Annotated in this window: 25 protein-coding genes; 17 read left to right on the forward strand and 8 right to left on the reverse strand. The window is 68.3% G+C overall.

All coding sequences use genetic code 11. The features are described 5' to 3' along the window. Window positions 1-45 precede the first annotated feature (45 nt). A complete protein-coding gene (locus tag VHR41_11905) occupies window positions 46-1,629 on the forward strand; it encodes a serine/threonine-protein kinase (GenBank protein ID HEX3234895.1) in 1,584 nt (527 codons plus the stop codon). 5 nt (window positions 1,630-1,634) lie between these two features. Here VHR41_11905 and VHR41_11910 read toward each other — a convergent pair whose 3' ends face one another. The 3 genes from VHR41_11910 to VHR41_11920 all read right to left on the reverse strand — a co-directional run bounded on the left by VHR41_11910 (window position 1,635) and on the right by VHR41_11920 (window position 3,438). Further along, a complete protein-coding gene (locus tag VHR41_11910; protein ID HEX3234896.1) occupies window positions 1,635-2,144 on the reverse strand; it encodes a hypothetical protein in 510 nt (169 codons plus the stop codon). After that, on the reverse strand, window positions 2,141-2,854 hold the full coding sequence (locus VHR41_11915) for a 2OG-Fe(II) oxygenase (protein ID HEX3234897.1): 714 nt from the start codon (window positions 2,852-2,854) through the stop codon (window positions 2,141-2,143). Before VHR41_11915 ends, VHR41_11910 begins: the two co-directional genes overlap by 4 nt. Window positions 2,855-2,922: 68 nt before the next feature. Further along, complete coding sequence (locus VHR41_11920; GenBank protein HEX3234898.1) at window positions 2,923-3,438, reverse strand: methylated-DNA--[protein]-cysteine S-methyltransferase; 516 nt, start codon at window positions 3,436-3,438, stop codon at window positions 2,923-2,925. 116 nt (window positions 3,439-3,554) lie between these two features. Between VHR41_11920 and VHR41_11925 the strand changes: the two genes are divergently transcribed. The 7 genes from VHR41_11925 to VHR41_11955 all read left to right on the forward strand — a co-directional run bounded on the left by VHR41_11925 (window position 3,555) and on the right by VHR41_11955 (window position 8,513). Further along, window positions 3,555-4,313 (forward strand): SDR family NAD(P)-dependent oxidoreductase, encoded by a 759-nt coding sequence (locus VHR41_11925; GenBank protein HEX3234899.1) that lies wholly within the window; start codon window positions 3,555-3,557, stop codon window positions 4,311-4,313. A gap of 10 nt (window positions 4,314-4,323) precedes the next feature. Continuing rightward, the gene (locus VHR41_11930) at window positions 4,324-5,031 is read left to right on the forward strand and encodes an HAD family acid phosphatase (GenBank protein HEX3234900.1); all 708 of its coding nucleotides are present in this window, start codon (window positions 4,324-4,326) and stop codon (window positions 5,029-5,031) included. Window positions 5,032-5,109: 78 nt separating this feature from the next. Then, window positions 5,110-5,658 carry a putative glycolipid-binding domain-containing protein gene (locus VHR41_11935; GenBank protein ID HEX3234901.1) on the forward strand — a complete coding sequence of 183 codons (549 nt, stop codon included), beginning with the start codon at window positions 5,110-5,112 and terminating at the stop codon, window positions 5,656-5,658. 27 nt (window positions 5,659-5,685) lie between these two features. Next, the gene (locus VHR41_11940) at window positions 5,686-6,267 is read left to right on the forward strand and encodes an HD domain-containing protein (GenBank protein HEX3234902.1); all 582 of its coding nucleotides are present in this window, start codon (window positions 5,686-5,688) and stop codon (window positions 6,265-6,267) included. Beyond that, a complete protein-coding gene (locus tag VHR41_11945) occupies window positions 6,264-7,091 on the forward strand; it encodes an endonuclease/exonuclease/phosphatase family protein (GenBank protein HEX3234903.1) in 828 nt (275 codons plus the stop codon). Before VHR41_11940 ends, VHR41_11945 begins: the two co-directional genes overlap by 4 nt. Before the next feature lie 37 nt (window positions 7,092-7,128). After that, on the forward strand, window positions 7,129-8,025 hold the full coding sequence (locus VHR41_11950) for a PhzF family phenazine biosynthesis protein (GenBank protein ID HEX3234904.1): 897 nt from the start codon (window positions 7,129-7,131) through the stop codon (window positions 8,023-8,025). Between the two features lie 128 nt (window positions 8,026-8,153). Beyond that, window positions 8,154-8,513: a hypothetical protein gene (locus VHR41_11955; protein HEX3234905.1), complete on the forward strand. Its 360-nt coding sequence runs from the start codon at window positions 8,154-8,156 to the stop codon at window positions 8,511-8,513. Window positions 8,514-8,678: 165 nt separating this feature from the next. Here the strand turns inward: VHR41_11955 and VHR41_11960 are convergent, their stop codons facing one another. Then, window positions 8,679-8,915: a hypothetical protein gene (locus VHR41_11960; protein HEX3234906.1), complete on the reverse strand. Its 237-nt coding sequence runs from the start codon at window positions 8,913-8,915 to the stop codon at window positions 8,679-8,681. Between the two features lie 149 nt (window positions 8,916-9,064). On the opposite strand from VHR41_11960, the gene VHR41_11965 reads away from it, so the two are divergent. From VHR41_11965 to VHR41_11975, 3 genes are all read left to right on the forward strand, one after another. Next, complete coding sequence (locus tag VHR41_11965; protein HEX3234907.1) at window positions 9,065-11,038, forward strand: CocE/NonD family hydrolase; 1,974 nt, start codon at window positions 9,065-9,067, stop codon at window positions 11,036-11,038. Between the two features lie 92 nt (window positions 11,039-11,130). Beyond that, on the forward strand, window positions 11,131-11,928 hold the full coding sequence (locus tag VHR41_11970; protein HEX3234908.1) for a hypothetical protein: 798 nt from the start codon (window positions 11,131-11,133) through the stop codon (window positions 11,926-11,928). A gap of 15 nt (window positions 11,929-11,943) precedes the next feature. Beyond that, entirely contained in the window at window positions 11,944-13,815 is a 1,872-nt protein-coding gene (locus VHR41_11975) for a CocE/NonD family hydrolase (GenBank protein ID HEX3234909.1), read from the forward strand. Between the two features lie 62 nt (window positions 13,816-13,877). Here VHR41_11975 and VHR41_11980 read toward each other — a convergent pair whose 3' ends face one another. Continuing rightward, window positions 13,878-14,621: a hypothetical protein gene (locus VHR41_11980; GenBank protein ID HEX3234910.1), complete on the reverse strand. Its 744-nt coding sequence runs from the start codon at window positions 14,619-14,621 to the stop codon at window positions 13,878-13,880. Window positions 14,622-14,924: 303 nt separating this feature from the next. On the opposite strand from VHR41_11980, the gene VHR41_11985 reads away from it, so the two are divergent. Genes VHR41_11985 through VHR41_12005 form a run of 5 tightly spaced genes read left to right on the forward strand, consistent with a single transcriptional unit; the run spans window position 14,925 to window position 19,600 of the window. Next, a complete protein-coding gene (locus tag VHR41_11985; protein ID HEX3234911.1) occupies window positions 14,925-15,101 on the forward strand; it encodes a hypothetical protein in 177 nt (58 codons plus the stop codon). Window positions 15,102-15,136: 35 nt separating this feature from the next. Continuing rightward, a complete protein-coding gene (locus VHR41_11990) occupies window positions 15,137-15,382 on the forward strand; it encodes a hypothetical protein (GenBank protein HEX3234912.1) in 246 nt (81 codons plus the stop codon). 31 nt (window positions 15,383-15,413) lie between these two features. Further along, window positions 15,414-17,225, forward strand: a complete 1,812-nt coding sequence (locus VHR41_11995) for an amidase (GenBank protein HEX3234913.1) — start codon at window positions 15,414-15,416, stop codon at window positions 17,223-17,225. 4 nt (window positions 17,226-17,229) lie between these two features. Further along, entirely contained in the window at window positions 17,230-19,149 is a 1,920-nt protein-coding gene (locus tag VHR41_12000; GenBank protein HEX3234914.1) for a propionyl-CoA synthetase, read from the forward strand. A gap of 10 nt (window positions 19,150-19,159) precedes the next feature. Next, entirely contained in the window at window positions 19,160-19,600 is a 441-nt protein-coding gene (locus tag VHR41_12005) for a PaaI family thioesterase (protein HEX3234915.1), read from the forward strand. On the opposite strand, the gene VHR41_12010 is transcribed toward VHR41_12005, so the two are convergent. Together VHR41_12010 and VHR41_12015 are read right to left on the reverse strand one after the other, a co-directional pair. Further along, entirely contained in the window at window positions 19,597-19,821 is a 225-nt protein-coding gene (locus tag VHR41_12010) for a hypothetical protein (protein ID HEX3234916.1), read from the reverse strand. The two genes, VHR41_12005 and VHR41_12010, sit on opposite strands and share 4 nt — an antisense overlap. A gap of 81 nt (window positions 19,822-19,902) precedes the next feature. Continuing rightward, window positions 19,903-21,423 (reverse strand): GMC family oxidoreductase, encoded by a 1,521-nt coding sequence (locus VHR41_12015; GenBank protein ID HEX3234917.1) that lies wholly within the window; start codon window positions 21,421-21,423, stop codon window positions 19,903-19,905. A 336-nt stretch (window positions 21,424-21,759) separates the two neighbouring features. Here VHR41_12015 and VHR41_12020 point away from each other — a divergent pair, with 336 nt between their 5' ends. Further along, the gene (locus VHR41_12020) at window positions 21,760-24,405 is read left to right on the forward strand and encodes a BTAD domain-containing putative transcriptional regulator (protein ID HEX3234918.1); all 2,646 of its coding nucleotides are present in this window, start codon (window positions 21,760-21,762) and stop codon (window positions 24,403-24,405) included. 21 nt (window positions 24,406-24,426) lie between these two features. Here the strand turns inward: VHR41_12020 and VHR41_12025 are convergent, their stop codons facing one another. Continuing rightward, window positions 24,427-25,356 carry a DUF4382 domain-containing protein gene (locus VHR41_12025; protein ID HEX3234919.1) on the reverse strand — a complete coding sequence of 310 codons (930 nt, stop codon included), beginning with the start codon at window positions 25,354-25,356 and terminating at the stop codon, window positions 24,427-24,429. Window positions 25,357-25,380: the final 24 nt, after the last annotated feature.

The following is a 25,380-nucleotide window of genomic DNA, read 5'->3' on the forward strand; positions in this document are numbered from 1 at the left end:
CCGCGCGACCGACGACCTCGCGCGCGCAGGATTGGAGGCCTCCGCATGTCCGAGTACGTGACGCTCTTGCGGCCCGGCGAGGACGACCCCACCCGGAGCATGTCGTCGTCCTTGCCGGCCGATCTGCTCAGCCAGTCCGCCGCACGGCTCCGCACCCTCGCATTGCTGTACGCCCTGGTGTTCTTCCTGGGCGGGATCTTCCCCGCGCTGGTCATTCCGAATGACCGGGCAATATTTCTGGGAAGCCTGATCCAGTGGCTTCCGAGCGTGGCCAGCATCAGCGTCGCCCTGCTGGTCGCGGCGGTGATCGGGAGCACTCGAGTCTCGCTTCCTGCCGTGATGACCATCGGACTGGCATTCGAGGTGGCCAGCAGCTACGGGATCGCCGCGGCCGAGTTCGCCGATCCCAGGACACTCGAGATGCATCGCGGCATGATCGGGCTCTCGTGGGTCGCCGTGTGGACGGTGTTGTTCACCGTGGTGGTCCCGACCTCGCCGCGCCGGGCGGTGCTGGCGGCCCTGGCCTCCGTCAGCTCGGTTCCCGTCATCAACGGTCTGGTGCTCGCGAGCGGCGCCACCTCGGTCACGCTGGCTCCGGCGCAGTTCTTCTTCGGGCTCATCTTCCCCTACCTCCTCGCGGTGGTCATGGCCTACGTGGGTGCCCGGGTGGTCTACCACCTGGGCGCCGAGGTCAAGCGTGCGCGCGACCTGGGGAGCTACCGCCTGGAGGAGAAGTTGGGGGAGGGCGGGATGGGTGAAGTCTGGCGCGCCCGCCATCGCATGCTGGCGCGCCCCGCCGCCATCAAGCTCATTCGAGGCTCCCTGTCGGCGGATGGGCGCCCTGGAGTCTCCCAGGACGCGCTACGGCGGTTCGAGCGCGAAGCGCAGGTCATCGCCCGCCTCCGCTCGCCCCACACGGTGGAGCTCTTCGACTTCGGTGTCGCCCACGACGGGGCGTTCTATTACGTGATGGAATTGCTCAACGGGCTCGACGCCGATGCGCTGGTGCGCCGCTCGGGGCCCGTGCCGGCCGAGCGAGTCGTCTACCTCATCCGCCAGGTGTGTCACTCACTGTCCGAGGCTGCATCGTGCGGCCTGGTCCATCGTGACATCAAGCCCGCCAACATCTTCCTGTGTCGCTACGGTGAGGAATACGATTTCGTGAAGGTCCTGGATTTCGGAATCGCGACGGCACCCCGGGACGTGGCAGTGGGGCCGGCACTCACCCGGGAGAACGTGGTGCAGGGGACGCCCGAGTTCATCGCACCGGAGCAGGCGCTGGGTGAATCCGGCCTGGACGGACGCGCCGACATCTACGCGACCGGCTGCGTGGCGTACTGGCTCCTGACCGGGCAGCTCGTGTTCACCGCCGAGACCCAGATGGCGCTGCTGCTGAAGCACGCCCAGACACCACCGATTGCGCCGTCTGCCCGGAGCGCGTTGCCGATCCCGGCGGCACTCGACCACCTGGTGCTGTCCTGCCTGGCCAAAGACCCGGCCAAGCGACCGCAGTCGGCCAGGGAGCTTTCCTGCCGACTGGCGGAGATCGAGGGCGCATCGGCCTGGACTCAGGAGCGGGCTCGGGAGTGGTGGGCAGCTCATCATCCCCAGGCCGCCGAAGGCACCTAGCTCCGTCAGCGATCGGTCGAGACGTTCACCGGCTGCTGGAACAGGCGGATGTACACGAGGCGCCACCGACTCTCGAAACGGATCAGGCGAAATTCATCCGCACCCGCCGGCGAGCCACCGCAACGAGGGACGGACACTTCCGCCCAGTCGCCGTCGAGAATGATGCCGGCCTGATCGACAAGCGCCGCCTGCCCCGCGGGGCACATCGCCGAATCATCGGCCTTCGTCGAGCGCTCTGCGGCATCTCGAGCAGCCCCGGCTTTCGTCAGCAGCACCTCGGGCGCCGGCCGATGGGCCACCACCTTCGCAGGCAGAATATCCGCCGTCAGCGCGTCCCAATCCCGGTGGGCGAGATTGAAATAGAACGCTCGAAGGCCGGTCTGAATCTGGGCCCGGGTGGAGTCGGCCAGGATCTGCTGTTGCTGGGCCGCGGCCTTCCCGCTCCAGGTGGTCAGGGTGAGGAAGAGCCCGGCGATCGTCCGCCGCGTCCGCGGGGGCAGCACCTTCGGGCTCATTCGGCGTCGTGGAAGATGATGCCCATGGTATGGCGATGTCCGGAGCGGAGCCGGCTTACGCCATGCCGCATGGTGACCCGGTAGACCCCCCGAGTGCCTCGCACCGGCCGATGATGCACCGGGAAGATCACTCCATCTCCCTGGCCGAGCGCTACGACCTCTACCCGCGACTGCATCCGCGGGCGCTGCTCCGTCAAGACGAACTCTCCGCCGGTGAAGTCCCGGCCGGGCATCGAGAGCAGGAAGGCCACCTGCAGTGGGAAGACATGCTCGCCGTAGAGATCCTGGTGCAGGCAGTTGTAATCGCCCTCCGCATATTGCAGCAGCAGAGGCGTCGGACGGGCCTGGCCGGCTCGATGGCAACGATCCAGGAAAGCGGCATGGTCCACCGGGTATCGCATCTCGACGCCGAGCGCCTCGTTCCAGCGGTTCGCGATCTCGGCGAGCGGCGGGTACAACGCGGTGCGGAGCTCCTGCACCGGCCCGGGCAAGGGGTACGCGAAATACTGGTAGTCGCCCCGTCCGAAGCCGTGACGCCCCATGACGATCTTGCTGCGGAACGGCGCCTCGCTGGCGTACATCGCCGCCAGGCGCCCACATTCCTCGGGCGAGAGTACCGAGCGCGCGACCGCGCTGCCGTGTGCATCGAGCTCTTCGCCGAGGCGCCGCCAGTCCAGGCCGGCGACGCGACCCGCGATCGGGCGAGCCATGATCGTGCCGTCCGGGGCCGAACCGGCGGCCGCTCCCGGCCGAGGGGCGGGTGCCGCGCTCACCCCGCTCACGCTGCCCCCTCCCGCCGAAGCAATGCCCGCTTGCGCTTGAATCCCCAGCGATAGCCGGCGAGGCTGCCGTCCTTTCGCACCACCCGGTGACACGGAATGGCGACGGCGATCAGATTCGCCGCGCACGCCTCGCCCACCAGGTACGCCTCCTTCGGCGCGCCGAGCTGCTGGGCGATGTCCGAGTAGGTGGCGGTCGATCCGGCCGGGATCTCACACAAGGCGCGCCAGACCCGCCGTTGGAACGGCGTGCCGCGCGGGTCCAGCGGCACGTCGAGACCCTGGGCAGGCGCCTCGAGGAAACCGACCACCCTGGCCAGCAGCCGCTGGAGCTCCGGGTCATCGTCAGCCGGCTGTGCCGCCGGGAACCGCTCCCGAAGATCGGCGACGAGGTCCTCGGCCTGGTCACCCAGGAGAATGGCGCAGATGCCGTTCCGGCTGGTGCCGACGACCACAGCCCCGAGCGAGCACTGGCCCGCGGCATAGCGGATCGATTCGGCCGTTTGCATTGTCATTGTCGAGCTCATATAGCGCTCCCGTGGTTCCAGCCACCATTCTATCGGCGACGCCCGCCTCCGGCACCCCGATTCTTGCGCTCGAACTGCCGAGCCGGGACTGGTTACACTTCGGCATGGGTGCGCTACAGGACAAGGTCGCGCTGGTGACCGGCAGCTCCCGGGGGATCGGTGCCGCCATCGCCCGCGTGTTCGCCCGGGAGGGGGCGAAGGTCGCGGTCCATGGCCGGGATACCGGTGCCCTGGCCACGGTGCATGCAGAGATCGTCGGGGCCGGCGGCCGGGTCATCCAGGTGGCGGCCGATACCACCAGACTGAGTGAAATCGAGGGGATGCGCCGGCGGATCGAGGAGGAGCTCGGGCCGATCGACGTCCTGGTCGCCAACGCGGGTGGCAGCTTCACCCAGCCGGGACCGCTGGAGGAGACCAGCGAGGAGGGATGGCATACCTCGCTCGACAACAACCTCACGGCGACGTTCCTGACGATCAAAAGCATCCTGCCCGGCATGAAGGCACGAAAGACCGGCAACATCATTACCATGTCCTCGGCCGCGGCCCGGAGACCGCATCCCGGCTCGCCGCTGCCCTACGCCGCCGCCAAGGCCGGGGTCATCATCCTCACCCAGGACCTCGCGGCCCAGGCGGGGCCGTTCGGCATACGGGTGAACTGCATCGCCCCGGAAACGATTCTCACTGATCGCAACCGGCAGCGCATACCTGAAGCCCAGCAGGCAGCGCTGGTCGAGCAGCATCCTATCCGGCGGTTGGGCACGCCGGAGGACGTCGCCTCGGCGGCGCTCTTCCTCGCCTCGGACGACGCGGGCTGGATCACCGGCATCGTGCTGGATGTGGCGGGCGGATCGGTCCTCGCGTAAGGACACAGCGATGAAACGGCTGCCGTCCTACCTCAGTCCGCTCGGTCTTCTCTCCGTCGCGGCGGCGGGCATGCTCGCCTGCGCGGGTGCGCCAGCGCCCGCGAGCGCGCCCGCGCCGAATCTCTTTGAGGCCCAGCGGCAAGTCGATGAGTACATCCGCTCCGGCCAGTACGAGGACGATGTCGGGAAAGTCGTCGCCCTGGCACGCGCATGGCTGGAGGAAAGGGCGAGAACCGCCGCGAGGCCGGCCATCGTACTCGACATCGACGAGACGTCGCTGTCCAACTGGCCGGCGTACCGGATCAACGGCTGGGGGCGCGTCGTCAATGGGGGATGTGACCTCGAGCAAGGTCCCTGTGGTCTCCGCGCATGGCAGGCCCTCGGCCAGTCGAAAGCGCTCGCGCCGACGCTGGCACTGGCCCGCCGGGCACGCGAGCTGGGAGTGGCGGTGTTCTTCATCAGCGGCCGGCCTCCCGCCCTGCAGGAGGCGACCGAGCGAAACCTCCGGGAGCAGGGCTACGAGTGGACCCGGGTGATCGTCCTGCCGGAAGGCGCGCACTTCGCCAGCGCCGTGGACTTCAAGGCACCCGAGCGACGCAAGCTCACCGAGCAAGGGTACACGATCGTCCTCGCGCTGGGGGATCAGGACAGCGACCTCAAGGGCGGCTACGCGGAGCGGACATTCAAGCTGCCGAATCCGGTGTACTATCTCCCTTGAAACCATTGACGACGACGCGTCATCGAACAGCGGCTGAGGCTGCCGCGCTGGCGTCCGGACTAACGGAAGGGAAAGCTCGTGACGGCGACAATGTTGTGGCGACGGCTGGACGCTCCGGGCCATGATGCCTGTCGCCTCGAGGAAGACGAGGCCGGTTGGCGACTCGACGGCACCGCCGTCTTCCGGGAATCCGGCGCTCCCACGCTGCTCAGCTATTCGCTGACATGCGACCGCGAGTGGTGCACCCGGCACGCCCGGATCCACGGCTGGCTCGGCGCACGGCCGATCGAATTCGCGATCGAGCGGAGCGTCAGCGGAGCGTGGACCGTCAACGGCATCGTCGTACCGGGCTTGGAGGGATGCGTCGATCTCGATCTAGGATTCACTCCGGCCACCAACCTGCCGCAACTCCGGCGTCTCGGTCTGGCCCCGGGTCAGAGCGCCGACGCACCGGTGGCCTGGCTGGATGTATCGAGCGGCAGCCTGAGCGTCCTGCCTCAGCGCTACCAGCGGCGCTCCGAGATGCTGTACTGGTACGAGGCCCCGACGGTCGGGTACGCGGATCTGCTCGAGGTTGCGCCGACCGGGTTCATCCATTCCTATCCGGGCCTGTGGGAGGTCGGCTGAGGCGGTCAGGAGAGGGAGAGCGAACCGATGCAGACGGATGAGCTCGAAGGAGTGCTGACGTTTCTCCGCGCCGCCGAGCGGCTCAAGACGGCCACGCGGAGCGGGTGGACGTCCATCGGCCAGCGGGAGAGCGTCGCCGAGCACACCTGGCGGCTGTGCCTGATGGCCATGTTGCTCTACGACCGTGCCGAAGGTGTCGATCTGGCGCGGCTGCTCAAGATGTGTCTTATCCACGACCTGGGCGAGGCGATCGGGGGCGACATCCCGGCGCCGGCACAGGCCGCCGGGACGAGCAAGGCGGGCCAGGAGCGCGCCGACCTGCTGCAACTGGTGGAGCCGCTGCCGCTGGCGATGCAGCTCGAGATCGTTGCCTTGTGGGACGAGTACGAGGCGGCGAGCTCGCCCGAGGCCCGACTGGCGAAGGGCCTCGACAAGCTGGAGACGATCCTGCAGCACACCCAGGGGAAAAATCCGGCGGACTTCGATTACGCCTTCAACCTCGCCTACGGCCAGCAGTACACGGCGGTGGACCCGGTCCTCGCCGCTCTTCGGGCTCGACTCGACCAGGAGACCGCCCGTCGGGCCGGGGACCCGGGCGCAGCAGAGTGAGCCGGCGGCGCGCCGCACTGCTGCTCCTGCTGGGGACGTTGGCCGCCTGCCGCACCGGGCGCAACTACGAGAGCCCCACCGGGCCCCGATACGCCGGCGGGCCGGGAGCGCGCGCGGCCGCCCCGGGCGACTCCGCCACGCTCCGGATCGTCTCGTTCAACCTCGAGTTCGGGCTGCACGTGGATGGCGCGATCCGCATGCTGACCTCCGATCCAGCGTTGCGCGGCGCCGACGTGATCCTGCTGCAGGAGATGGACGAGCGAGGCACCCGGCAGGTGGCCGACGCGCTCGGCCTGTGGTACGTGTACTTTCCTGCCATCTTCCATCTGAGGACCGGGCGGAAGTTCGGGAACGCGGTGCTGTCGCGCTGGCCCATCGTCGAAGATCGAAAGATCCTGCTGCCGCACGTCGCCCGGTTCAGCCGCACCCGGCGCACGGCCACCGCCGCGACCCTCCGGGTGGGCAACGCGTCGGTGCGGGTGTATTGCGCCCACCTCAGCACCATGACCGACGTGACACCCGCGGCGCGGCGCGACCAGCTGCGCACCATCCTGTCGGATGCCGCCCGGTATCCCCGCGTCGTCATTGGCGGCGACATGAACGACGCCGCGGTGGGCCGTGTCGCGCGCCAGATGGGCTACGCCTGGCCCACCGAGCACGGGCCCGATACCTCCCGGCTGGGGCGGTGGGATCACATCTTCCTCAAGGGACTGGCGAGTCCCGACACCGCGGCGGCCGGCACGGTGCTCGACGTAGCCCACGCCAGTGACCACCGCCCGGTCTGGGCAGTCGCCATGCTCCGCGTACCGCTCACTCGCCTCTAAGGCAGAGGTCGAGGCGCCTCACGAGATATCGACCGCCATGCGCTACCGCTACTACATCTGCGATGTGTTCACCCATACCCGCTTCGGCGGGAATCAGCTCGCCGTCCTGCCTGATGCCGGTGGCCTCTCGGACCGCCAGATGCAGCAGATTGCCCGGGAATTCAACTTCTCCGAGAGCACCTTCGTGTTCCCCTCGGCGGGACAGACGCGAAAGGTTCGTATCTTCACGCCCGCTGCCGAGGTGCCCTTCGCCGGCCATCCCAACATCGGAACCGCGTTTGCGCTGGCGACCGCCGGTGAGTTCGGCCCCATCGATTCCTCGATCACGGTGACCTTCGAGGAGAGAGCGGGGGTGGTCCCGGTCTCGATTCAGCGGCGGGCGGGCCAGCCGATCTGGTGCGAGCTCGCCGCGCCCGAACGCCTCTCGCTCGGCAAGAGCACGTCCGCGCGGTCAGTGGCGGCGGCCGTCTCGCTTGCTCCGGAGGATATCGTCACCGCCACGCACCCACCGCAGGTTGCCTCGGTTGGCCTGCCGTTCCTGATGGCGGAGCTCACCAATCGCGGCGCGCTGGAGCGTGCGCGGATCAACCCGGAAGGATTCGACGGGCTGATCTCGGAAGGCATCGTCCCGGACGTCCATCTCTACACCCGCAGCGCCGATGAATTCGATCTCCGGGCACGCATGTTTGCCCCACGCGACGGCGTGCCGGAGGACCCCGCCACCGGAAGCGCGAACTGCGCGCTGGCCGGTCTGCTCAGTCACTACGACCGGGTGGCCGACGGCAGCTTCCGCTGGCGCATCGCCCAAGGTGTGGAGATGGGGAGGCCCAGCGTGCTGGAGGCCCGCGCCGAGAAGCGGAGTGGGCGGGTCGCGGGCACCTGGGTCGGCGGGGCGAGCGTGCTGGTGAGCGAGGGCGTGATCGAGGTAGGCTAGAGACGGCTGCCGAAGGAAATACCCATGGTGGCCGCCCAGCGGAGGAATGAGATGTCGTGTGGTGCGCGGAATATGGCCGGTCGCCAGTTCCGGGCTACACTTCAGCACCGAATCGCCTGGAGGCACCCATGAATGCAACGCAGCCGCTCTCACTCGCCGGCCAAACTCAGCGCTGGACCTTTCACGACGGGCCGACCGCGGGAAAGACCTACGAGCACACCTTTCGTCCCGATGGCACCGTGAGCTTCCGTGAGGTCGGAGGCGCCGCCCCGGGGAGGCCGGCTGAAGAGAAGCAGCCCATCCGTTACGCGTCGTTCGACGTGGCCCGCGGCCTCCACCTCGTATCCTATCTCTCCAACTCCGGCTTCACCCTGACGGTCCTGGTGGACACCAACGACAACCGACTCCACGGGTTCGCATCCAGCGCGACCGAGTGGTTTCCGCTCACCGGAACGCTGGAGCGATCGGGTGGTTCAGCGAAAGGGTGAGCGAACAGGCGAACGCCCGGGCAGGAGAACTTCACCCGGGCGAACGCCCGCAGCGCTTGGTTACCCGGGCTGCCGGCCGGGGCCCGAAGGCTATGTCTCTGTCTGGGGAGGGTAACGCCGGCTCGGGCGGAGAGGTTCCCAGCGAGCAGATGGGAGGCGCGCGCCTCAGGGGTTGGGAGACACGATGCTCCGCGACGCCCCGGACACCACCGAGCGGGCGAGCAGGGCGGCGAGGTCCGGCGCGGCGATCTCCCACTCCTCCCGGCGGCAACTCACCACCCGGGTCTCCGTGTCGCTCACCAGCTCCAGGGTGACGTGGCTGGCGACCTCATCCTTGCGCACCTCATTGCGGGGCCGTATCAACCAGATCCGCCCATTCAAGGCGACGAACTCGCGTGCCATCGTGCTCGCTCCTTCAGGGATCGCTCTACTATGAGCCCGCCCGCCCCGCGGGACAATTCCGAGAAGTTTGACGGTGTCCAGGAGCGCGACAGCGGCACCGGTCCGAGCGTGCCAACACCTGCAGCCGGGATCTCCGGGAGGAACACTCGATGACGCTGACCGCTCGCATCGCTCCGTTTGTCGTCCTGATCGAGCTGGCCGCCGGGCCGATGCTCCCCCAACGGCTACACGCTCAGGCACGGCCGGCCGCGCCGGCCGCGCGCCTGCCGAGCGAGACGCCGGCCCACCTGATCCCGGCGACCGACGGCTTCGACTACGAGAGACGTGACGTGATGATCCCGATGCGCGATGGGGTGAAGCTGCACACCGTCATCCTGCTGCCGAAGGGAGCCAAAGGCGCCCCCATCCTGCTCACCAGGACACCGTACGATGCCACCGCGCTCACCACCCATGCCCAGAGCGCTCATCTCGGCCCCATCCTGACCGGCTACGACAACGCCACCGACGTGATCGTGGAAGGCGGCTACATCCGGGTCGTGCAGGACGTGCGCGGCAAGTACGCCTCCGAGGGCGACTACGTGATGAACCGGCCGCTGCACGGCCCGGAGAACCCGACTCCGGTCGACCACTCCACGGACACCTACGACACCATCGACTGGCTGGTGAAGCACCTGCCGGAGAGCAACGGAAAGGTCGGCATCCTGGGGATCTCCTACGATGGCTTTCTCCCACTGATGGCACTGGTCAATCCGCACCCGGCGCTCAAGGTGGCAGTCCCGATGAACCCGATGGTGGACGGCTGGATGGGAGACGACTGGTTCCACAATGGAGCGTTCCGCCAGCAGAACATGTCCTACATCTACGAGCAGGAGGCGACTCGCGACAATTCGGCCAGGTGGTGGACCAGCCACTTCGACGATTACGACATGTTCATGCAGGCGGGCTCGGCGGGCGAGTTGGGGCGGCGGCGCGGGATGGGGCAGGTCGGCTTCTGGCGGAAGCTGCTGGAGCATCCGAGCTACGACGCCTTCTGGCGCAACCAGGCGGTAGACAAGGTACTGGCCGCCCAGCCGTTGAAGGTGCCGGTGATGTTGGTGCACAGCCTCTGGGATCAGGAGGACATCTACGGCGCGATCGCGATGTACAAGGCGCTCGAGCCCAAGGACTCGGCCAACGACAAGGTATTCCTGGTGCTGGGACCCTGGTATCACGGCCAGGAGATCGACGACGGCAGCACGCTCGGCGCGCTCCGGTTCAATAGCAACACGGCGCTCTCCTTCCGCCAGCAGATTCTGCGGCCGTTCCTGGATCGATACCTCAAGGACGGCGCATCCAAGGGCGACGTCCCGCCCGTGGCCGCCTTCGAGACCGGCACCAATACCTGGCGGCACCTGTCGTCCTGGCCGGCCGGGTGCACGGGCGGCTGCACCATCCGGCCCACGCCGCTCCACCTGGCGGCTGGCCTGAGGCTCGGCTTCAATCCACCGAAGGCGGGCGACGCGGCCTTCGACGAATACGTCTCCGATCCTGCCAAGCCGGTGCCGTTCCGCGCCCGCCCCATTCAGCCGGTGGGCTACGACTACCCGCTGACCTGGCAGGAGTGGCTGGTCGACGACCAGCGGGAGGCGTCGGGCCGGCCGGACGTGCTGGCGTTCGTCTCTGACGTGCTCACGGAACCGCTCAAGATCAGTGGCCAGCCGATCGCCAACCTGGTTGCCTCCACCAGCGGCACCGACGCCGACTGGGTCGTCAAGCTGATCGACACGTACCCCGACGAGGTGGCCGGTCAGCCGGGCATGGGCGGGTATCAGTTGATGGTGGCGGCTGACATTTTCCGAGGCCGCTATCGGGAGAGCCTGGAGACCCCCAAGCCGATTCCGGCCGATCGGCCGCTGCTCTACCGTTTTGCCTTGCCCACGGCCAATCATGTGTTCCTGCCGGGTCACCGGATCATGGTACAGATCCAGTCGAGCTGGTTTCCGCTCTACGACCGGAACCCGCAGAGCTTCGTGCCCAACATCTTCTGGGCCAAACCGGGAGACTATCGGAAGGCGGTGCAGCGGATCTACCACTCGCAAGGGCAGGCGAGCTTCATCGAGCTGCCCCGGGTAGTGACGCCCTGACATCTGTCGCACGCCGGGCTCCGTCGCCAGATTCATTTCGATCCACGGCATGCAGATGAAAGCCACGTCCGGGTCGCGGGAGGGTTGTACCAATGGGTGACTGGCTCCTCAACATCCCAGTGCTGCCGATGGCGGTCGTGATTCTCGCGGCCTGCTATCTCGTCACGGCTGCCATCTACCTGGTCATCACCGCCCTCGCTGTCGGCGAACGGGCGCGCGCCTTCAAAGCCGTCTCGGGCGGCATACTGTCGCCAATGGCGATCCTCTTCGCCCTGCTGATCGGCTTCCTCGCGGCCCAGGTCTGGGGCGATCTCGACCGAGCCAATACGGCCGTCAACCGTGAAGCGAGCGCGCTCAGGGGGGTCGTGCTCCTTGCATCCGACTTTCCCGGCGAGCCGGAGGCACGCATCAGAGAGCTGGTCCGGCGTCACATCCAGGAGGCGGTGACTCAGGATTGGCCCGCGATGTCCCGTGGTAACGCGACCCTGAGGCTGGTGCCCGCGTCGCTGACCGAGGCGCTCCGCCTGACCCTGGCACTCGACCCCAAGAGCGAAGGTAATGTGGCAGCCCAACGCGAGATGATTGCCTCCCTTGAGAGCGCGCTGGAAGCGCGCCGGCTCCGGATCGTCCTCAGTCATTCGTCCATCAACTGGGTCAAGTGGACCGCGCTGCTCATGCAGGCGGCGCTCACCATGGTGACCATCGGCCTGGTCCACAGTGACAACCGCATGGCCAACCGGATCATCATGGGCATCTTCGCCACCTCGGTCGGCGTGGCGGTAACGCTGGTGGCGTCGCACAGCCGGCCGTTCGCCGGGCAGATCTCGGTCCGGCCCACCGTGCTGCTCAATGTCATGCCCGAGACCGGGCCGGCCGCGCCGCTGCACTGACGTCACGGAGCATCGATGCGACACATCTGGTGGAGCCTTGCCGCCCTGCTGCTCCCCACCGCAGGCGAGGCGCAGCAACCCAGTCCCGCGCCGCTCTTTCGGCTCACCGAGGTCATGGTCCCCGTCCGGGACGGCGTCCGGCTGCAGACCGTGATCCTCGCGCCGAGCAGTCAGACTGGCCCCCTACCCATTCTGTTCCGCCGCACGCCCTATGGCGTGCCGGACTCGGTACCCCGCGAGATGCCGCCCAGCATCAAGGAGCTGGCTCGGGACGGCTACATCTTCGTGATCCAGAACCTCAGGGGCCGGTTCAAGTCGGAAGGGGTGTTCAAGCTCACCTCCCAGGTCGACCTGACGGACTCGACCGCCACCAGCGAGACGACCGACGCCTACGATAGCATCGACTGGTTGGTGAAGCACGTGCCGAACAACAGCGGCAAAGTGGGCATGTACGGGGTGTCGTACGACGGGCTGACCACCGCCCTCGCGCTGCTGCACCCGCATCCGGCGCTCAAGGCCATGAGCGAGCAGGCATCCCCGGTGGATCAGTGGATGAATGACGACGATCACCGATACGGCGCCCTGCGCGAGAGCTACGCCTTCGAGTATGCCGTCCTGGAGCAGGCGGACAAGTTCAAGAACACCCACTTCGAATTCGAGACCTACGACACATATTCCTGGTACCTGGCATTGGGGCCGATCGCGAATATCAACGCCCGGTACCTGCACGGTTCCATTCCCTACTGGAACGACGTCGTCGCGCACCCGGACTACGACGAATTCTGGAAGAGGGAGGCCTGGATCCGGCAGCTCCATGCCTCGACGGTCCCCAACCTCAATGTCGCCGGCTTCTGGGATCAGGAGGATCCCTGGGGCCCGTGGCAGATCTTCCGTCACGCCCGGGAGCACGACCCGGATCACACCAACGTCATGGTGGCCGGTCCCTGGTTCCACGGCCAATGGCAGGCCCCCAAGGGCGACAGCATCGGGCTGATCCCGCTCGGCGGCCACGAGACCGCGAGAGAGTTTCGCGAGACCATCGAGGCCCCCTTCTTCCGCTTCTACCTTCATGGCAAGGGGGAGAAGCCAGGCTGGGAAGCCACGATGTTCCAGTCCGGCGCGAACCGGTGGCGCACTTACGCTGCCTGGCCGCCCAAGGAGGCCAAGCCCACCGACCTGTTCCTCCACGCCGACGGTACGCTCTCCTTCGATCGGCCGACCGGAGCGCGGGGCAGGGAGTACCGCGAGTACGTCTCCGATCCGGCCAATCCCGTACCCTACCGGCAGCGCCCCATCTCTCCGACCTATCCCGCGGGCGACTGGCGGACGTGGGAGGTGGCCGACCAGCGCTTCGTCGACCACCGGCCCGATGTGTTGACCTTTGTGAGCGCGCCGCTGGACCACGATCTGACGGTCACGGGCGAGCTAGCGGCCGATCTCTTCGCCTCCACCTCCGGGACCGATGCCGACTTCATCGTCAAGCTGATCGACGTCTACCCGGAGAACGCCCAGCGGAACACCTGGGACGCCGAGGAGGGCCCGGCGCCGGGCCAGTACGCTCGATCGATCAATGGTTACGAGCTGCCGATCGCGATGGAAGTCCGTCGCGGACGCTACCTCTCGAGCTACGAGCATCCTCGATCGCTGGCGCCGAACACGCCGGTCGAGTGGCGGATCCCCCTTCGGGACCACGACCACGTCTTCCTCAAGGGCCACCGGCTCATGGTGCAGGTGCAGTCGACCTGGTTTCCCCTGATCGACCGGAATCCCCAGAAATTCGTGCCCAGCATCTACCGCGCAGCGGCCGCCGATTTCATCAAGGCCACTCAACGGGTGTATTGCTCGCCGGCCCGGCCGTCGCGCATCGTGCTGCCGGTCGTGCCCTAGCCAGCGTACGGGCGGTGCCGCACGGAAGCGGACACCGCCCGACCTTTGCCAGCTGTGGGTCCTCAGGGAGTGGGAACTTCGTAGAACCGGAGCTGCGCCAGCTTGAGACCCTGGTTGTCGTAGGACCAGAAGTAGGAGAGCAGATTGTTGCTGAACAGCGCGATTTGGGACACACTGGTGCAGACGTCATCCTCGGTGCCCAGGATGAGGTCGGTGCCGGCCGACCAGGCGGTGCAGTAATCCACGAAGAGGAGGTCCTTGGAGACGTTGACGAACTTGGCCGCGCCGTTCTTGCTGCGCTCCAGCGTGATCGGCTCGACACCGCCGGCGAAGTCGACGGCGCACCAGGTCCCGGTCGCATCCTCGTAGCAGGACTGCATGGTGGCCTGGCCGCCCGGCTTCCCCAGGGCCCGCACGTAGACCGAGTATGAGGTGGTGCCGTCGCCGTCCGGATCCGGATTGGGCAGGCGGAAGGCGGCCACACCATCGGTGCCATTGGCGTCGAGCACGCCGAAATCGCCCTCGGTCAGATTGATCTTGGTGTTCGCCGCCGCGCCGGTTCGTCCCAGGTCGACGAAGATGCGGCGCCCGTCACCACCCGAGAAGTCCGCCGACTTGTCCTTCGCCACGCCGATGATATTGAGGGTGTAGTGCGCGCCACTGGGCGCGCCGTTCCCGGTGGCCGAGGCGGAGAGCGCCGGGGTGACCGCCGGGTCGGCAGGGCTGGTCGTCTCTTCGGTGCAGGCCACCAGCGCGCCGGTGGCGAGCGCGGCAAGGGTGAGCCCGCGGGGCGTGAAGATCCTCATGATTCCTCCTGGAAAGCACCACTTCGGTGAGTGCCCAACCACCGCCGGTCCCACCCGCCGCCCTTGGGCTGACTCACTATGCGTATCCGGCAGCGCGCCGACAATTCCGAAAATTGCGACAATGCATGAGAGCTCGACACCGCCGGCGTTCGGCCCGCGTATGATTCAGGCAGAGTGCGAGAGAGCAGCTCCGCATCCACGTGCGAAGTGCAAGACGCCTCCCGGCACTGCAAGTCCGTGCGCGGATAACGGAGGAACACATGTGGAATCAGTTATGAGATCCGACTGGAGGGCGGCGCGCTCGTGGGCCAGCAGACCGGCCGGAAGCCCGAGGTGTTGCGGGCCGAGGTGCGGGATGTCCTCTTTGTTTCTGGCCGTCCGCGGTATCGCAAGATCTTCCGGCGTGACACCGACGGCCGTATCACCGACTTCGCCGAACGGCGGGAAGCGTGGGACCTGGTATGGAGCCGGGTCCGCTAGTCGTTCGGCTCTGTTTCCAGCATTGCGAGGTCCAGATGAGCACCAGACTGGAGATCCCGTTTCCACCTCAGCGGCAGCCCGAGCGTACGGCCCGGGTCGAGCCTCCGTTCGTCCCGCTCGACCCTCGTTGGGAGTACAAGGCGCTCGTGCGCGAGGCGGGGGAGGAGCTGCCGTCCGAAACCGACCTGAACGCCCTGGGTGCCGACCATTGGGAGCTGACGGGAGTAGCGTCTCTCGGCTACCGGGTCCATTTCTATTTCAAGCGGGAGCGGCGCTCCTGACGCGCCCTCGCTCTTCCGTGGAGAATCCATCGTGAATACCCGCCGGCAGTTCCTGATCCGTGCTCCGCTCGGCCTGCTCGGCGCGGTCGCCGCGTGCCGAGGCGACGAGCGTGCCGCGGCTCCCTCCTCGTCCGGGGGGCCACCGCCCGGCGCGCCGCCCACCTTCGGCACCGCGCCCGGCGTCGGACCCCAAGTCTCAGCGGCCACGTTCGCGGAGGCGGAGAAGTTGGAGCAGGTGACGATGAGTGCGGAGCAGCGGGAGATGGCGGCGGCGAGCTGGCGAAAGTCGCTGGCGCCGCTGCTCGAGCGCCGGGTCGGGCCGCGCAAGGTGACGCTCGACCCGGCCCTGTCGCCCGGGACGCGGTGGAATCCGGTGCTCCCGGGCGCGAGCGCCGGCCCGTCACGCGACCGATTCGTCCGCAGCACCGCCGATCCGGGTCCGGTGCCCGCCAGCGATGAAGCGATCGCCTTCGCTCCGGTCACCCAGCTCTCCCGCTGGATCGAGCGGCGCGCCCTCACTGCCGAGCGTCTGACCAACATCTACCTGCAGCGGATCGACCGGTTCGATCCCAAGCTCCGCTGCGTCATCACCGTCACCAGGGAGCTGGCGCTCTCCCAAGCGAAGAAGGCCGACGCGGAGATCGCGGCGGGGAAGTATCGCGGCCCGCTGCACGGCATCCCGTTCGGTGTGAAGGACCTGCTGGACACGGCCGGGATCCCGACGACCTACGGCGCCGAGCCGTTCCGGAACCGGGTACCCAAGGAGAATTCGGCGGTGGTGCGCCGCCTGGAGGACGCAGGAGCGGTCCTCATCGCCAAGCTGAGCCTGGGCGCCCTCGCGCTCAACGACATCTGGTTCGGCGGCCAGACGATGAACCCGTGGCTCTTGGAAGAAGGCGCGTCGGGATCGAGCGCGGGCCCGGGCGCCGCGACCGCGGCGGGGCTGGTCGGGTTCTCCATCGGCAGCGAGACCGGCGGCAGCATCGTGAGTCCGGCGATGCGCTGCGGGATCACCGGTCTGCGTCCCACCTTCGGCCGGGTGCCGCGCACCGGCGCGATGACGCTCTGCTGGTCGCTCGACAAGCTCGGCCCGATGACCCGCGGCGTCGAGGACGCGATGCTGGTGCTGCAGGCCATCACGGGGCCCGATGCGGGTGACCTCTCCAGCGTGCCCAGCCATCTCGACTACGACGCGGCCGCTCCGGTGGCCGGCCTCAGGGTCGGCTATTTCCCGGCCTGGATGAAGGAGAGCCCGGCCACCGACGTGGATCGCTCGGCGCTCGACGCGGTGCGCAAGCTGCGCATGGTCCCGGTCGAGGTGAGCATTCCAGACTGGCCCTATGGCTCGCTCCAGCACATCCTCTTCAGCGAGGGGGCGGCGGCCTTCGAGGAGCTCACGCTGAGCGGACAGGCGGACCAGCTCAAGGTTCAGGTGCCCGACGCGTGGCCCAACCTCTTCCGGATGGCGCGATTTCTCTCCGCCGTGGACTTCGTGCAGGCCGATCGCTTCCGCCGCCTGGTGGCAGGTGAGATGGCTCGAGTCTTCTCCCAGGTGGATCTGCTCCTGGTGCCGTCGCTGCGTGACGAGATGCTGACCATCTCCAATTTCACCGGGCATCCCTCGCTCACGCTGCGCGCGGGATTCGTCAGCGTCTCCCAGGCCCGGAGCGACTGGGCCCCCGACCCCAACCATCCCCTGCCGACGTTCTCCCCGCCGCGGCGAGTGCCCCACGGCGTGACCCTGCTCGGCCGGCTATTCGACGAAGGCACCATCACCCGCGCTGGACTCGCGCTGGAGCGCGCGCTCGACGTGAGCGCCGAGCGGCCGGCGGGATTCGGATGAGCTCATGAAGGGCGACTATCAGCGGGCGTACGACGATGCGCTCCGATCCCCCGACCGATTCTGGGCCCGCGCCGCCCAGGCCATCGACTGGTTCAAGCCGTGGGACGCCGTGCTGGACGCGTCCGACGCGCCGTTGTACCGCTGGTTCACCGGCGGCCAGCTCAACACCTGTTACAACGCCATCGATCGCCACGTCGAGCACGGCCGAGCGGATCAGGCGGCCGTGATCTACGACAGCCCGGTCACGGGCGTGCGGCGAAGCCTCACCTACCGGGAGCTGCGGGACGAGGTCGCCCGCTTTGCCGGGGTGCTGACCTCGCTCGGCGTGAGCAAAGGAGATCGGGTCGTCATCTACATGCCGATGGTCCCCGAGGCGCTGATCGCGATGTACGGATGCGCCCGCATCGGCGCCATCCATTCGGTGGTGTTCGGCGGATTCGCCTCCCAGGAGCTGGCCGTGCGGATCGAGCACGCCGCGCCCAAGGTGGTGATCTCCGCCTCCTGCGGGATCGAGATCGCCCGCGTCGTGGAGTACAAGCCGCTGCTCGACCGGGCACTGGAGATCTCGCGCCATCAGCCCGACCACTGCATCGTGCTGCAACGGCCGCAGCATCGCTGCGCGATGATGGCCCCGCGCGACCTGGACTGGCACGAGCTGATGGCGTCGGCCCAGCCCGCCGGCTGCGTCGCCGTGTCGGCCACTGACCCGCTGTACATCCTCTACACCTCCGGCACCACTGGCATGCCCAAAGGCGTGGTCCGGGACACCGGGGGCCACGCCGTCGCGCTCACCTGGTCGATGCGGCACGTCTATGGTGTCGAGCCCGGAGAAGTCTTCTGGGCGGCCTCGGATATCGGCTGGGCGGTGGGGCACTCATATACGGTGTACGGGCCGCTGCTGCACGGGTGCACCACGGTCATGTACGAGGGGAAGCCGGTGGGTACGCCCGACCCGGGGGAGTTCTGGCGGGTGATCGAGCAGTACCAGGTGCGGGTGCTCTTCACCGCGCCTACCTCCATCCGGGCGATCAAGCGGGAGGACGCGGGCGGAGAATATTTCCGCAGGCACGACATCGGCGGGCTTCGCTCCCTCTTCCTGGCAGGGGAGCGGCTCGACCCGGACACCTATCACTGGGCACGAGCACTGCTGCAGCGGCCGGTGATCGATCATTGGTGGCAGACCGAGACGGGCTGGCCGGTCGCGGCCAACTGTATGGGGCTCGAGCCGCTGCCGTTCAAGCCCGGCTCCCCCACCAAATCGGTGCCGGGGTACGTGGTGGAAATTCTGGATGAGCAGGGAAGTCCCCTGCCGCCAAACCGGGAAGGCAGCGTGACGATCCGTCTGCCGCTTCCGCCCGGGAGCCTGCCCACCCTGTGGCGAGACGACGAGCGGTTCCGTGAGACCTACCTCACGCGCTACCCCGGCCGGTACCTGACAGGCGACGGAGGCCACATCGACGAGGACGGCTATCTCTTCATCATGGGGCGCATTGATGATGTGATCATCGTCGCCGGGCACAATCTGTCCACCGGGAGCATGGAGCAGGTGCTCGCCAGCCATCCGGATATTGCCGAGTGCGCGGTGTTCGGCGTAAGGGATCCGCTCAAGACGCAACTGCCGCTGGGACTGGTGGTGCTCAAGGCAGGCGTCCAGCGCCGCCCGGCGGACCTCCTGGGCGAGCTGATCCAGCTCGTCCGAGACCAGGTCGGGCCGGTAGCGAATTTCAAGCAGGTGGGGATCGTTCCCCGGCTGCCCAAGACCCGGTCGGGCAAGGTGCTGCGGGGCACGATGCGGCGGATCGCCGATGGGGATCCGTACCAGATTCCGCCGACCATCGAGGATCCGGCGGCGCTGGAGGAGGTCCGGGTTGCACTGGAGCGGCTGGGATATGCCAGGCAGGCGCCAGCCAAGATCGGAGAATAGCGGTCGACCTATGACGGCGCCCTGGGTACCCAAGAACCCGGATTATCAGGCAGCGGTGCGGCAGAGCTTCGAGCACCAGCGGATGATGGCTTTGCTGGGCGCCAGACTGACGCACCTCGCGCCGGGCGAGGTCGACCTGAGCGCGCCCTTCGCGGCGGAGTTCACCCAGCAGAACGGCTTCTGGCACGCGGGAGCGGTAGCGAGCCTGGCCGATTCGTCGACCGGTTACGCCGCGTTCAGCCTGGCGCCACCCGATACAGACGTGCTCGCCGTCGAGTTCAAGATCAATCTGCTCGCGCCCGCCCGCGGGGAGGCGTTCCTGGCGCAGGGGCGGGTCGTGCGGCCGGGGCGAACGCTCACCGTGTGCCTGGCGGAGGTGTTCGCCATCCAGGGGGCGCTCCGGACGCCGATCGCCACCATGTTGTCGACGGTGATCGTTCGGCCCGTCTAGCTCCGCCGCCGGGTGGCCGTGGCTGCCTTCATGGCCGCTTCCACCCGCCCGGCCAACGCTCGCATGCGCTCGCGGTGCTCCGGCCGGCATTCTTCTTCCACCAGATAGAAGCCCCACCCGTGCTCGATATAGACGTGCGCCAGCTGAGCGGCCGCGGTGTCGAGCTCCAGCTGTCCTCCCAGGTACTGGGCCAGGATGTTCGAAAGTCTGTCGTTTTCCATAGCGCAGCTCGTCGGTGGTCGGAACGGCCACAGGTTTCCATTCCGTCACTTCCGCCAATGTAACTCATGGGTTCCACCTCGTTAAGCATGCACCGCCGTCAGAGTCCGGTTGCGGAAGCGCCGGTGCGGCAGGGACTCAGCCATGGGCCGCTCCGGCAATCGCGGCCAGGACGACCACCCAGATCGCCACGTAGAGCGGAACGAATCGCTGCCGGCGCCGCCGCATCTCGGGAAACCGGATCGGCATGCCGGCGAACTTCCCCCGAGGCTTCGATGGGAAGAAGAAGGTCTTGTAGGTCTCCGTCGCGGCGACGGTGTACCCGGTGGCAGCCAAGGCGACCAGCAGCAGGCTCGGGGTAAGCCCGGTGAGCCGTCCATCACGTAGAGGTTGTCCAGCCCGCGGAATCGGCGGTCCGGCGGAGGATGGCCCGGGCGCGGTTCCCCAGCGCCTTGCCGGCCGCGCGGTCTCGAGCACTGTAGCGGTGGCTCACGAGCAGGCGCGGCAGGCCGTATCGATCGGTGACAGGGCCATCGAGCCCAACTCGGTTCTCGTACTGCGGCTGATCTTCCGCGATTACCAGCAGCCCTGTCAGGTGATTCACCCAGGGTGCCAGGACTGCGCCAAGGAGGTGGGGCAGCTGCGCTCGCACCAGAGACGCCGAAGACGATCTCGTTGTAGTGCCGCATCAGATAGCGGCCCACGACGTGACCGCCGGGATTGAGTCGCTGCAGCCCGGACGCCAGCAACAGATGGGGCGAGGCGATCGCTCCGGCGGCCAGCACGACTGTGCCCCCGCGATAGACGCTGACCCGGCCCGAGTCGCGGTCGGTCGCTTCCACCGCGGTCACCCGGCCGCCTTCGGTCGTGAGCCGGGTGGCCACTGCGTTGGTCCGGAGGTGCAGCCCACGGCACAGCAGGGGCTGCACCGCCACGGTGGCGAGATCGTTCTTGGCGCCGACCGCGCAGGCGAAACCGTCGCAGGTGCCGCAGGCGACACAGGCGTTTCGGCCGGGACGCTCGGTGTGGTTGATCGCCAGCGGAAGCCGGAACGGCCGGCAGCCGAGCTCACGTGCGGCGCGCTCGATCCTCTGCGAGATCGGCGCCAGCTCCATCGGCGGCTGAGAGTAGGGCGTGCTGCGACCCGGCTCCGTCGGATCGGCACCCGCCTCGCCCGCGACGCCGAGGATCCGTTCGGCCTCGGCGTAGTAGGGCTCGAGCGCGGCGTAGGTAAAGGGCCACCGCGCCCCGGAGTTGCCGGCGATCTCGGGATCGTGCTCGAGGTCCTCGGCGCGGAAACGGAAAGCGACACCGCCGTAGAACACCGACGGGCCACCGACGCAGTGAAACGCGCCGGCCGTGGTATCTCCCGCGTCGTCTCTCAGCCGGTAGGGTGACTCGGTAGAGTAGTGCGGGGTGAGCGGGCCCACGCCCTCGACCGACCAGTTCCGCGCTCCCCGGGGCACCCAGTCGCCCCGCTCCAGCATCAACACCGACCACCCAGCCTCCACCAGCACGTGTACCGCCATCGCCCCGCCGAACCCGCTGCCGATGACGATGGCGTCGTACGCCTCGCTATCCGCGTTCCACCCCGCTGCGATCATGCTGACGGCTCCGGTTGAGTGCGGGGCTAAGCTCCCGCCGAGCCGTTGCCTGTCGGTGGTGCGGAGCGTGACCCGGCCTGCGGAGCCAGGTCACGCCGGCGGCCGAATAGAGGGTTTCAGGGTGTGGACTGCGTCCGGAGCTTCACTCGTGCGTGGATCCTGCGGCGCCGAGCGCGGTGGGTGCCGGTGGCATCATCCATGAAATGATGGAGACAACCGATGCAGGCTGCTCCTCCCATTGCCGATCCCTCCGGCGGCTCTTACGTTGGACACACTGCCGCCCGGGCGTTGCCCTGCCGTTGTTGTTGCGTGACCTCCCCGCTCCCCACGGAATTCATGATCCGGTTCCACACCCTCGGCGTGCTGGACCTACGCGGCCCGGGTGAGGTCGAGCTCCGTTCCGTCCTTCAACAGCCGAAACGGCTCGGGCTGCTGGCTTACCTCACCATCGCCTCGCCTCGCCGGTTTCACCGGCGAGACTCGCTCCTGGCGCTCTTCTGGCCGGAGCTGGATCAGGAGCACGCGCGTGCGGCACTCCGCCGCTCGCTCTACTTCCTGCGGGCGGAACTAGGAGCGGACGTGGTCGCCGGCCGGGGCGACGACGAGCTGGAGGTACCCGAGGCGGCACTCTGGTGCGACGCGACCGCGCTGGACCGAGCGCTGGACGAGGGACAGGCCGAGGCGGCCCTGGCGCTCTACCGTGGGCCGCTGCTCGAAGGTCTCTATGTCACCGGCGCGTCCCCGGATTACCAGGACTGGCTGGATCGCGAGCGCGTCCGGCTGCGGGAGCGCGCCGCGGTGGCGGCACGGTCGTTGGTGGAGCGGAGCGAGGCCGACGGCCGCCTGTCCGAGGCCGCCCAGTGGGCTCGGCGCGCGCTGGAGCTCAGCCCTCATGATGAAGCCGCCCTTCGCCGCCTGCTCGCGCTGCTGGACCGGGTGGGTGACCGCTCGGCCGCGCTCCGGATGTACGATCAGTTCGTCCGCCGCATGGCGCAGGAGCTCGAGCTCGATCCGTCCGCTGAGACCAGTGCGCTGGTCGACATGATCAGGGCGCGCGCCGACGTAGTGGTCCCCGGCGCCCGGGCCGCGGCCGATAGCACCCCGACCGACTCGGCCCTCCCCGCCGCCAGCACCATCGCCGTGCTGCCCTTCTCGGTGCGGGGGAACAGCCGCTTCGGCTATCTCGGGGAAGGCATGGTCGAGCTGCTCGCCACCAAGCTGGACGGTGCCGGCGAGATCCGCACGGTCGATCCGCGGGCACTGCTCCGCTTCCTCGCCCGGGATGACCCGGCGGCCGCGCTGCCCGACGCCCGCGCGGTGGCGGAGCACTTCGGAGCAGGCCGCTACCTGACCGGCACCGTGGTGGAGGCAGGCGGGCGGATCGAGGCGGCAGCCTCGCTGTACGCCCTCGACGGCAGAGAGATCGCGCGGGTCCACGCCAACGCCACGGCCGAGGACGACATCTTCGATCTGGTGGACGAGCTCGCCCGCCAGCTCCTGGTGGCGCAGCGGGTCGGGCCCGGCACCCGGCTGGCCCGTCTGGCGGCGCGCACCACGACCTCGCTGGATGCGCTCAAGGCGTATCTCGGGGGCGAGCGCGAGCTGCGCGCGGGCCGGTACTTCGATGCCATGGAGGCGTTCCAGGCCGCGGTCGACGCCGACGGCTCATTCGCCCTGGCCTACTACCGCCTGGCGGCCGCAACGGCGGGGTGCGCGCTCCCCGATCTCGCCCGGGAGCTGGCCGACCGCGGGTTCGATCACCGGCAGCGACTCTCCCCTCACGACCGGCTGGTCTTCAGCGCGCAGCGCGCCTGGCTGCACGGCGCGGTCACGGAAGCCGAGTCGCTCTACAACACCATCACCGGCACCTACCCGGACGACGTGGAGGCCTGGTTCCACCTGGGCGACCTCCTCTTTCACTCCAATCCGCTCCGCGGCCGGTCCGCCGTGGAAGCCCGCGGGCCATTCGAGCGGGTGATCCGGCTCGACCCCGACCATGTCGCCGCGCTGGTTCACCTGGCGCGGATCTCCGCCCTCCAGGGCCGGAGAGGAGAGATGCTCGATCTGATCGAGCGGATCCTGCGGGTGAGCCCCCAGGGAGATCAGGCGCTGGCGATGCGGGCACTCCGGGTGTTCTCCGGCAGCGATCGCGCCGCGATGCAGGAGATCGCGGATGAGCTGCAGCAGGCCCGCGCCATCACGGTGGCGATTGCGTTCTCCGACGTGGCGCTCTATGCCGGCAATCTTCCCGGCGCCGAGCTGCTGGCCCGGAGCTTCATCCAGGTGGCCCGATCGCCCGAGCTGCGCGCGCTCTGTCACATCGTGCTGGCCCACCTCGCCCTGGCGGCCGAGCGGCCGGAGTCGGCCTGGCAGGAGCTGGAGCACGCCGAGGTCCTGGACCGGACCTGGGGGCTCGAGATGCGGGCGCTGTTCGCGACTCTGCCGTTCGTGCCGCGGACGCAAGGCGAGCTCCGCGAGGTCCATCATGCCCTGGAGCGGTGGGACATCGGCACGATCGAGCCGAGCATGTTCCTGATTTTCGCGATGCACAACGATCTGCACCCGGCGATCCGGGCGTATCTGCTCGGTCTGCTGGAGGTCCGGCTGGGAAACCTGGCCGGCGCCGCCGCCCGGGTGGCCGAGCTGGGCGCCGCGCAGCCGGAGCCGACCGGGTTGGCGCGCAGCCTGGAGGTGGAGCTACGCGCCACGGTGGCGCGGGCCGAAGGGCGCGCCGGAGAGGGACTCATGCTGCTGGAGCGGTGCCGACCGGAGCTCTGGTTTCAGCTGACCGTGGCATCGCCGTTCTTCTCGCTCGCCTCGCAGCGGTTCCTCCGGGCCGAGCTGCTGCACGAGGTGGGAAGGAGGGAAGAAGCGGCCGCGTGGTATGGGTCGATTGCGGAGCGCTCACCCTATGAGCTGATCTACGCCCCCGCGGCGCGGCGCCAGTTAGCCGAGATCAGCGAGGCCGCGGCCCGTCGGTGACGATGGAGCCCGCCGATTCGGCTACTGTGCCTCAGCCGCGGCGGACTGGCCCGCGGCGGACTGGCCCGCGGTGAGCCTGAAGCGCAGCTCACCCGCATCCACCGTCTGACCCGCCCGCACCTGCACGGTGACCACCTCGCTCCGCAGATGGCGCCGCACATCCTCCGCCATCACCTGGTACGAGCCCGGGCGGAAGAAGGAGATGGTGAAGCGGCCCTGGGCATCGCTGCGCGACGTGGAAGCCAGCGGCCCGAGGACCGAGGTCGAATCGAGACCATAGTAGACACCGAGCAGCGCGTTCGGGGCCGGCGTGCCGTCCTCCCGGCGCACCAGCCCGGTGATGCCGCCGGAGCCGCTGCGGGTGATGGCGCGGAGGAAGGGCATGAAGGTGAACCCGCCGTGCCCGTCATAGAGGAAGCTGCGGCCCACGTCGAAATCGATGACGATGTCGGCACCGTTCTCGTCCACCGCCATCGGCTCCTCGACCATGGCATAGAGCGTCGGATGAACGCCCTTCGCCTGCCAATCGATCCCCGGGGTGCCGGGCGTTTCGGTACGGGTGATGGTCTGGCCCTCGGCGTCGGTGATGCCGGAGCGGTCGGGATCGATGACCATCCGCACCGCCGAGTAGTTGCCCCGTGGGATCACCGCGTCGCCCAGCAGGGCGGTCGAGCCGTTCTGCAGGTCGAGCAGGTTGAAGGCGCGATCCGGGGTCGCCACGGTCACCCAGGGTGGCCCAGACTCCGAGGTGTCGGCTCGGACCGCCAGGGCGATGCTGACCACGTGGATGTCCACCCGGGATACGCCGTCGAAGGGAAAGGGATCATCGGTGAGAAACACCGAGGTCTTGCCGTCCGTCGTATGGGGGGCCTGGGGCCCGATCTCATTCGAGTCACAGGCCGACAGCGCCAACAGCGCGCCCAGCCCGATCACCATTCCAGTGCTGCGCATAGCCGCCTCCGAACAGTCGCGAGA

This window comes from Gemmatimonadales bacterium, assembly GCA_036265815.1.
Classification (GTDB): domain Bacteria; phylum Gemmatimonadota; class Gemmatimonadetes; order Gemmatimonadales; family GWC2-71-9; genus CAVVWJ01.

What these genes read in the sequence shown, in the direction of transcription:
- VHR41_11915 (HEX3234897.1), bottom strand. Translation starts at nt 2,854, where the DNA reads ATGGCTCGCCCGATCGCGGGTCGCGTCGCCGGCCTGGACTGGCGGCGC.
- VHR41_11990 (HEX3234912.1), top strand. Translation starts at nt 15,137, where the DNA reads ATGAGCACCAGACTGGAGATCCCGTTTCCACCTCAGCGGCAGCCCGAG.
- VHR41_11980 (HEX3234910.1), bottom strand. Translation starts at nt 14,621, where the DNA reads ATGAGGATCTTCACGCCCCGCGGGCTCACCCTTGCCGCGCTCGCCACC.
- VHR41_12015 (HEX3234917.1), bottom strand. Translation starts at nt 21,423, where the DNA reads ATGATCGCAGCGGGGTGGAACGCGGATAGCGAGGCGTACGACGCCATC.
- VHR41_11905 (HEX3234895.1), top strand. Translation starts at nt 46, where the DNA reads ATGTCCGAGTACGTGACGCTCTTGCGGCCCGGCGAGGACGACCCCACC.
- VHR41_11940 (HEX3234902.1), top strand. Translation starts at nt 5,686, where the DNA reads ATGCAGACGGATGAGCTCGAAGGAGTGCTGACGTTTCTCCGCGCCGCC.
- VHR41_11965 (HEX3234907.1), top strand. Translation starts at nt 9,065, where the DNA reads ATGACGCTGACCGCTCGCATCGCTCCGTTTGTCGTCCTGATCGAGCTG.
- VHR41_11950 (HEX3234904.1), top strand. Translation starts at nt 7,129, where the DNA reads ATGCGCTACCGCTACTACATCTGCGATGTGTTCACCCATACCCGCTTC.
- VHR41_11970 (HEX3234908.1), top strand. Translation starts at nt 11,131, where the DNA reads ATGGGTGACTGGCTCCTCAACATCCCAGTGCTGCCGATGGCGGTCGTG.
- VHR41_11975 (HEX3234909.1), top strand. Translation starts at nt 11,944, where the DNA reads ATGCGACACATCTGGTGGAGCCTTGCCGCCCTGCTGCTCCCCACCGCA.
- VHR41_11920 (HEX3234898.1), bottom strand. Translation starts at nt 3,438, where the DNA reads ATGACAATGCAAACGGCCGAATCGATCCGCTATGCCGCGGGCCAGTGC.
- VHR41_12020 (HEX3234918.1), top strand. Translation starts at nt 21,760, where the DNA reads ATGATCCGGTTCCACACCCTCGGCGTGCTGGACCTACGCGGCCCGGGT.
- VHR41_12000 (HEX3234914.1), top strand. Translation starts at nt 17,230, where the DNA reads ATGAAGGGCGACTATCAGCGGGCGTACGACGATGCGCTCCGATCCCCC.
- VHR41_11955 (HEX3234905.1), top strand. Translation starts at nt 8,154, where the DNA reads ATGAATGCAACGCAGCCGCTCTCACTCGCCGGCCAAACTCAGCGCTGG.
- VHR41_12010 (HEX3234916.1), bottom strand. Translation starts at nt 19,821, where the DNA reads ATGGAAAACGACAGACTTTCGAACATCCTGGCCCAGTACCTGGGAGGA.
- VHR41_11960 (HEX3234906.1), bottom strand. Translation starts at nt 8,915, where the DNA reads ATGGCACGCGAGTTCGTCGCCTTGAATGGGCGGATCTGGTTGATACGG.
- VHR41_11925 (HEX3234899.1), top strand. Translation starts at nt 3,555, where the DNA reads ATGGGTGCGCTACAGGACAAGGTCGCGCTGGTGACCGGCAGCTCCCGG.
- VHR41_12005 (HEX3234915.1), top strand. Translation starts at nt 19,160, where the DNA reads ATGACGGCGCCCTGGGTACCCAAGAACCCGGATTATCAGGCAGCGGTG.
- VHR41_11930 (HEX3234900.1), top strand. Translation starts at nt 4,324, where the DNA reads ATGAAACGGCTGCCGTCCTACCTCAGTCCGCTCGGTCTTCTCTCCGTC.
- VHR41_12025 (HEX3234919.1), bottom strand. Translation starts at nt 25,356, where the DNA reads ATGCGCAGCACTGGAATGGTGATCGGGCTGGGCGCGCTGTTGGCGCTG.
- VHR41_11910 (HEX3234896.1), bottom strand. Translation starts at nt 2,144, where the DNA reads ATGAGCCCGAAGGTGCTGCCCCCGCGGACGCGGCGGACGATCGCCGGG.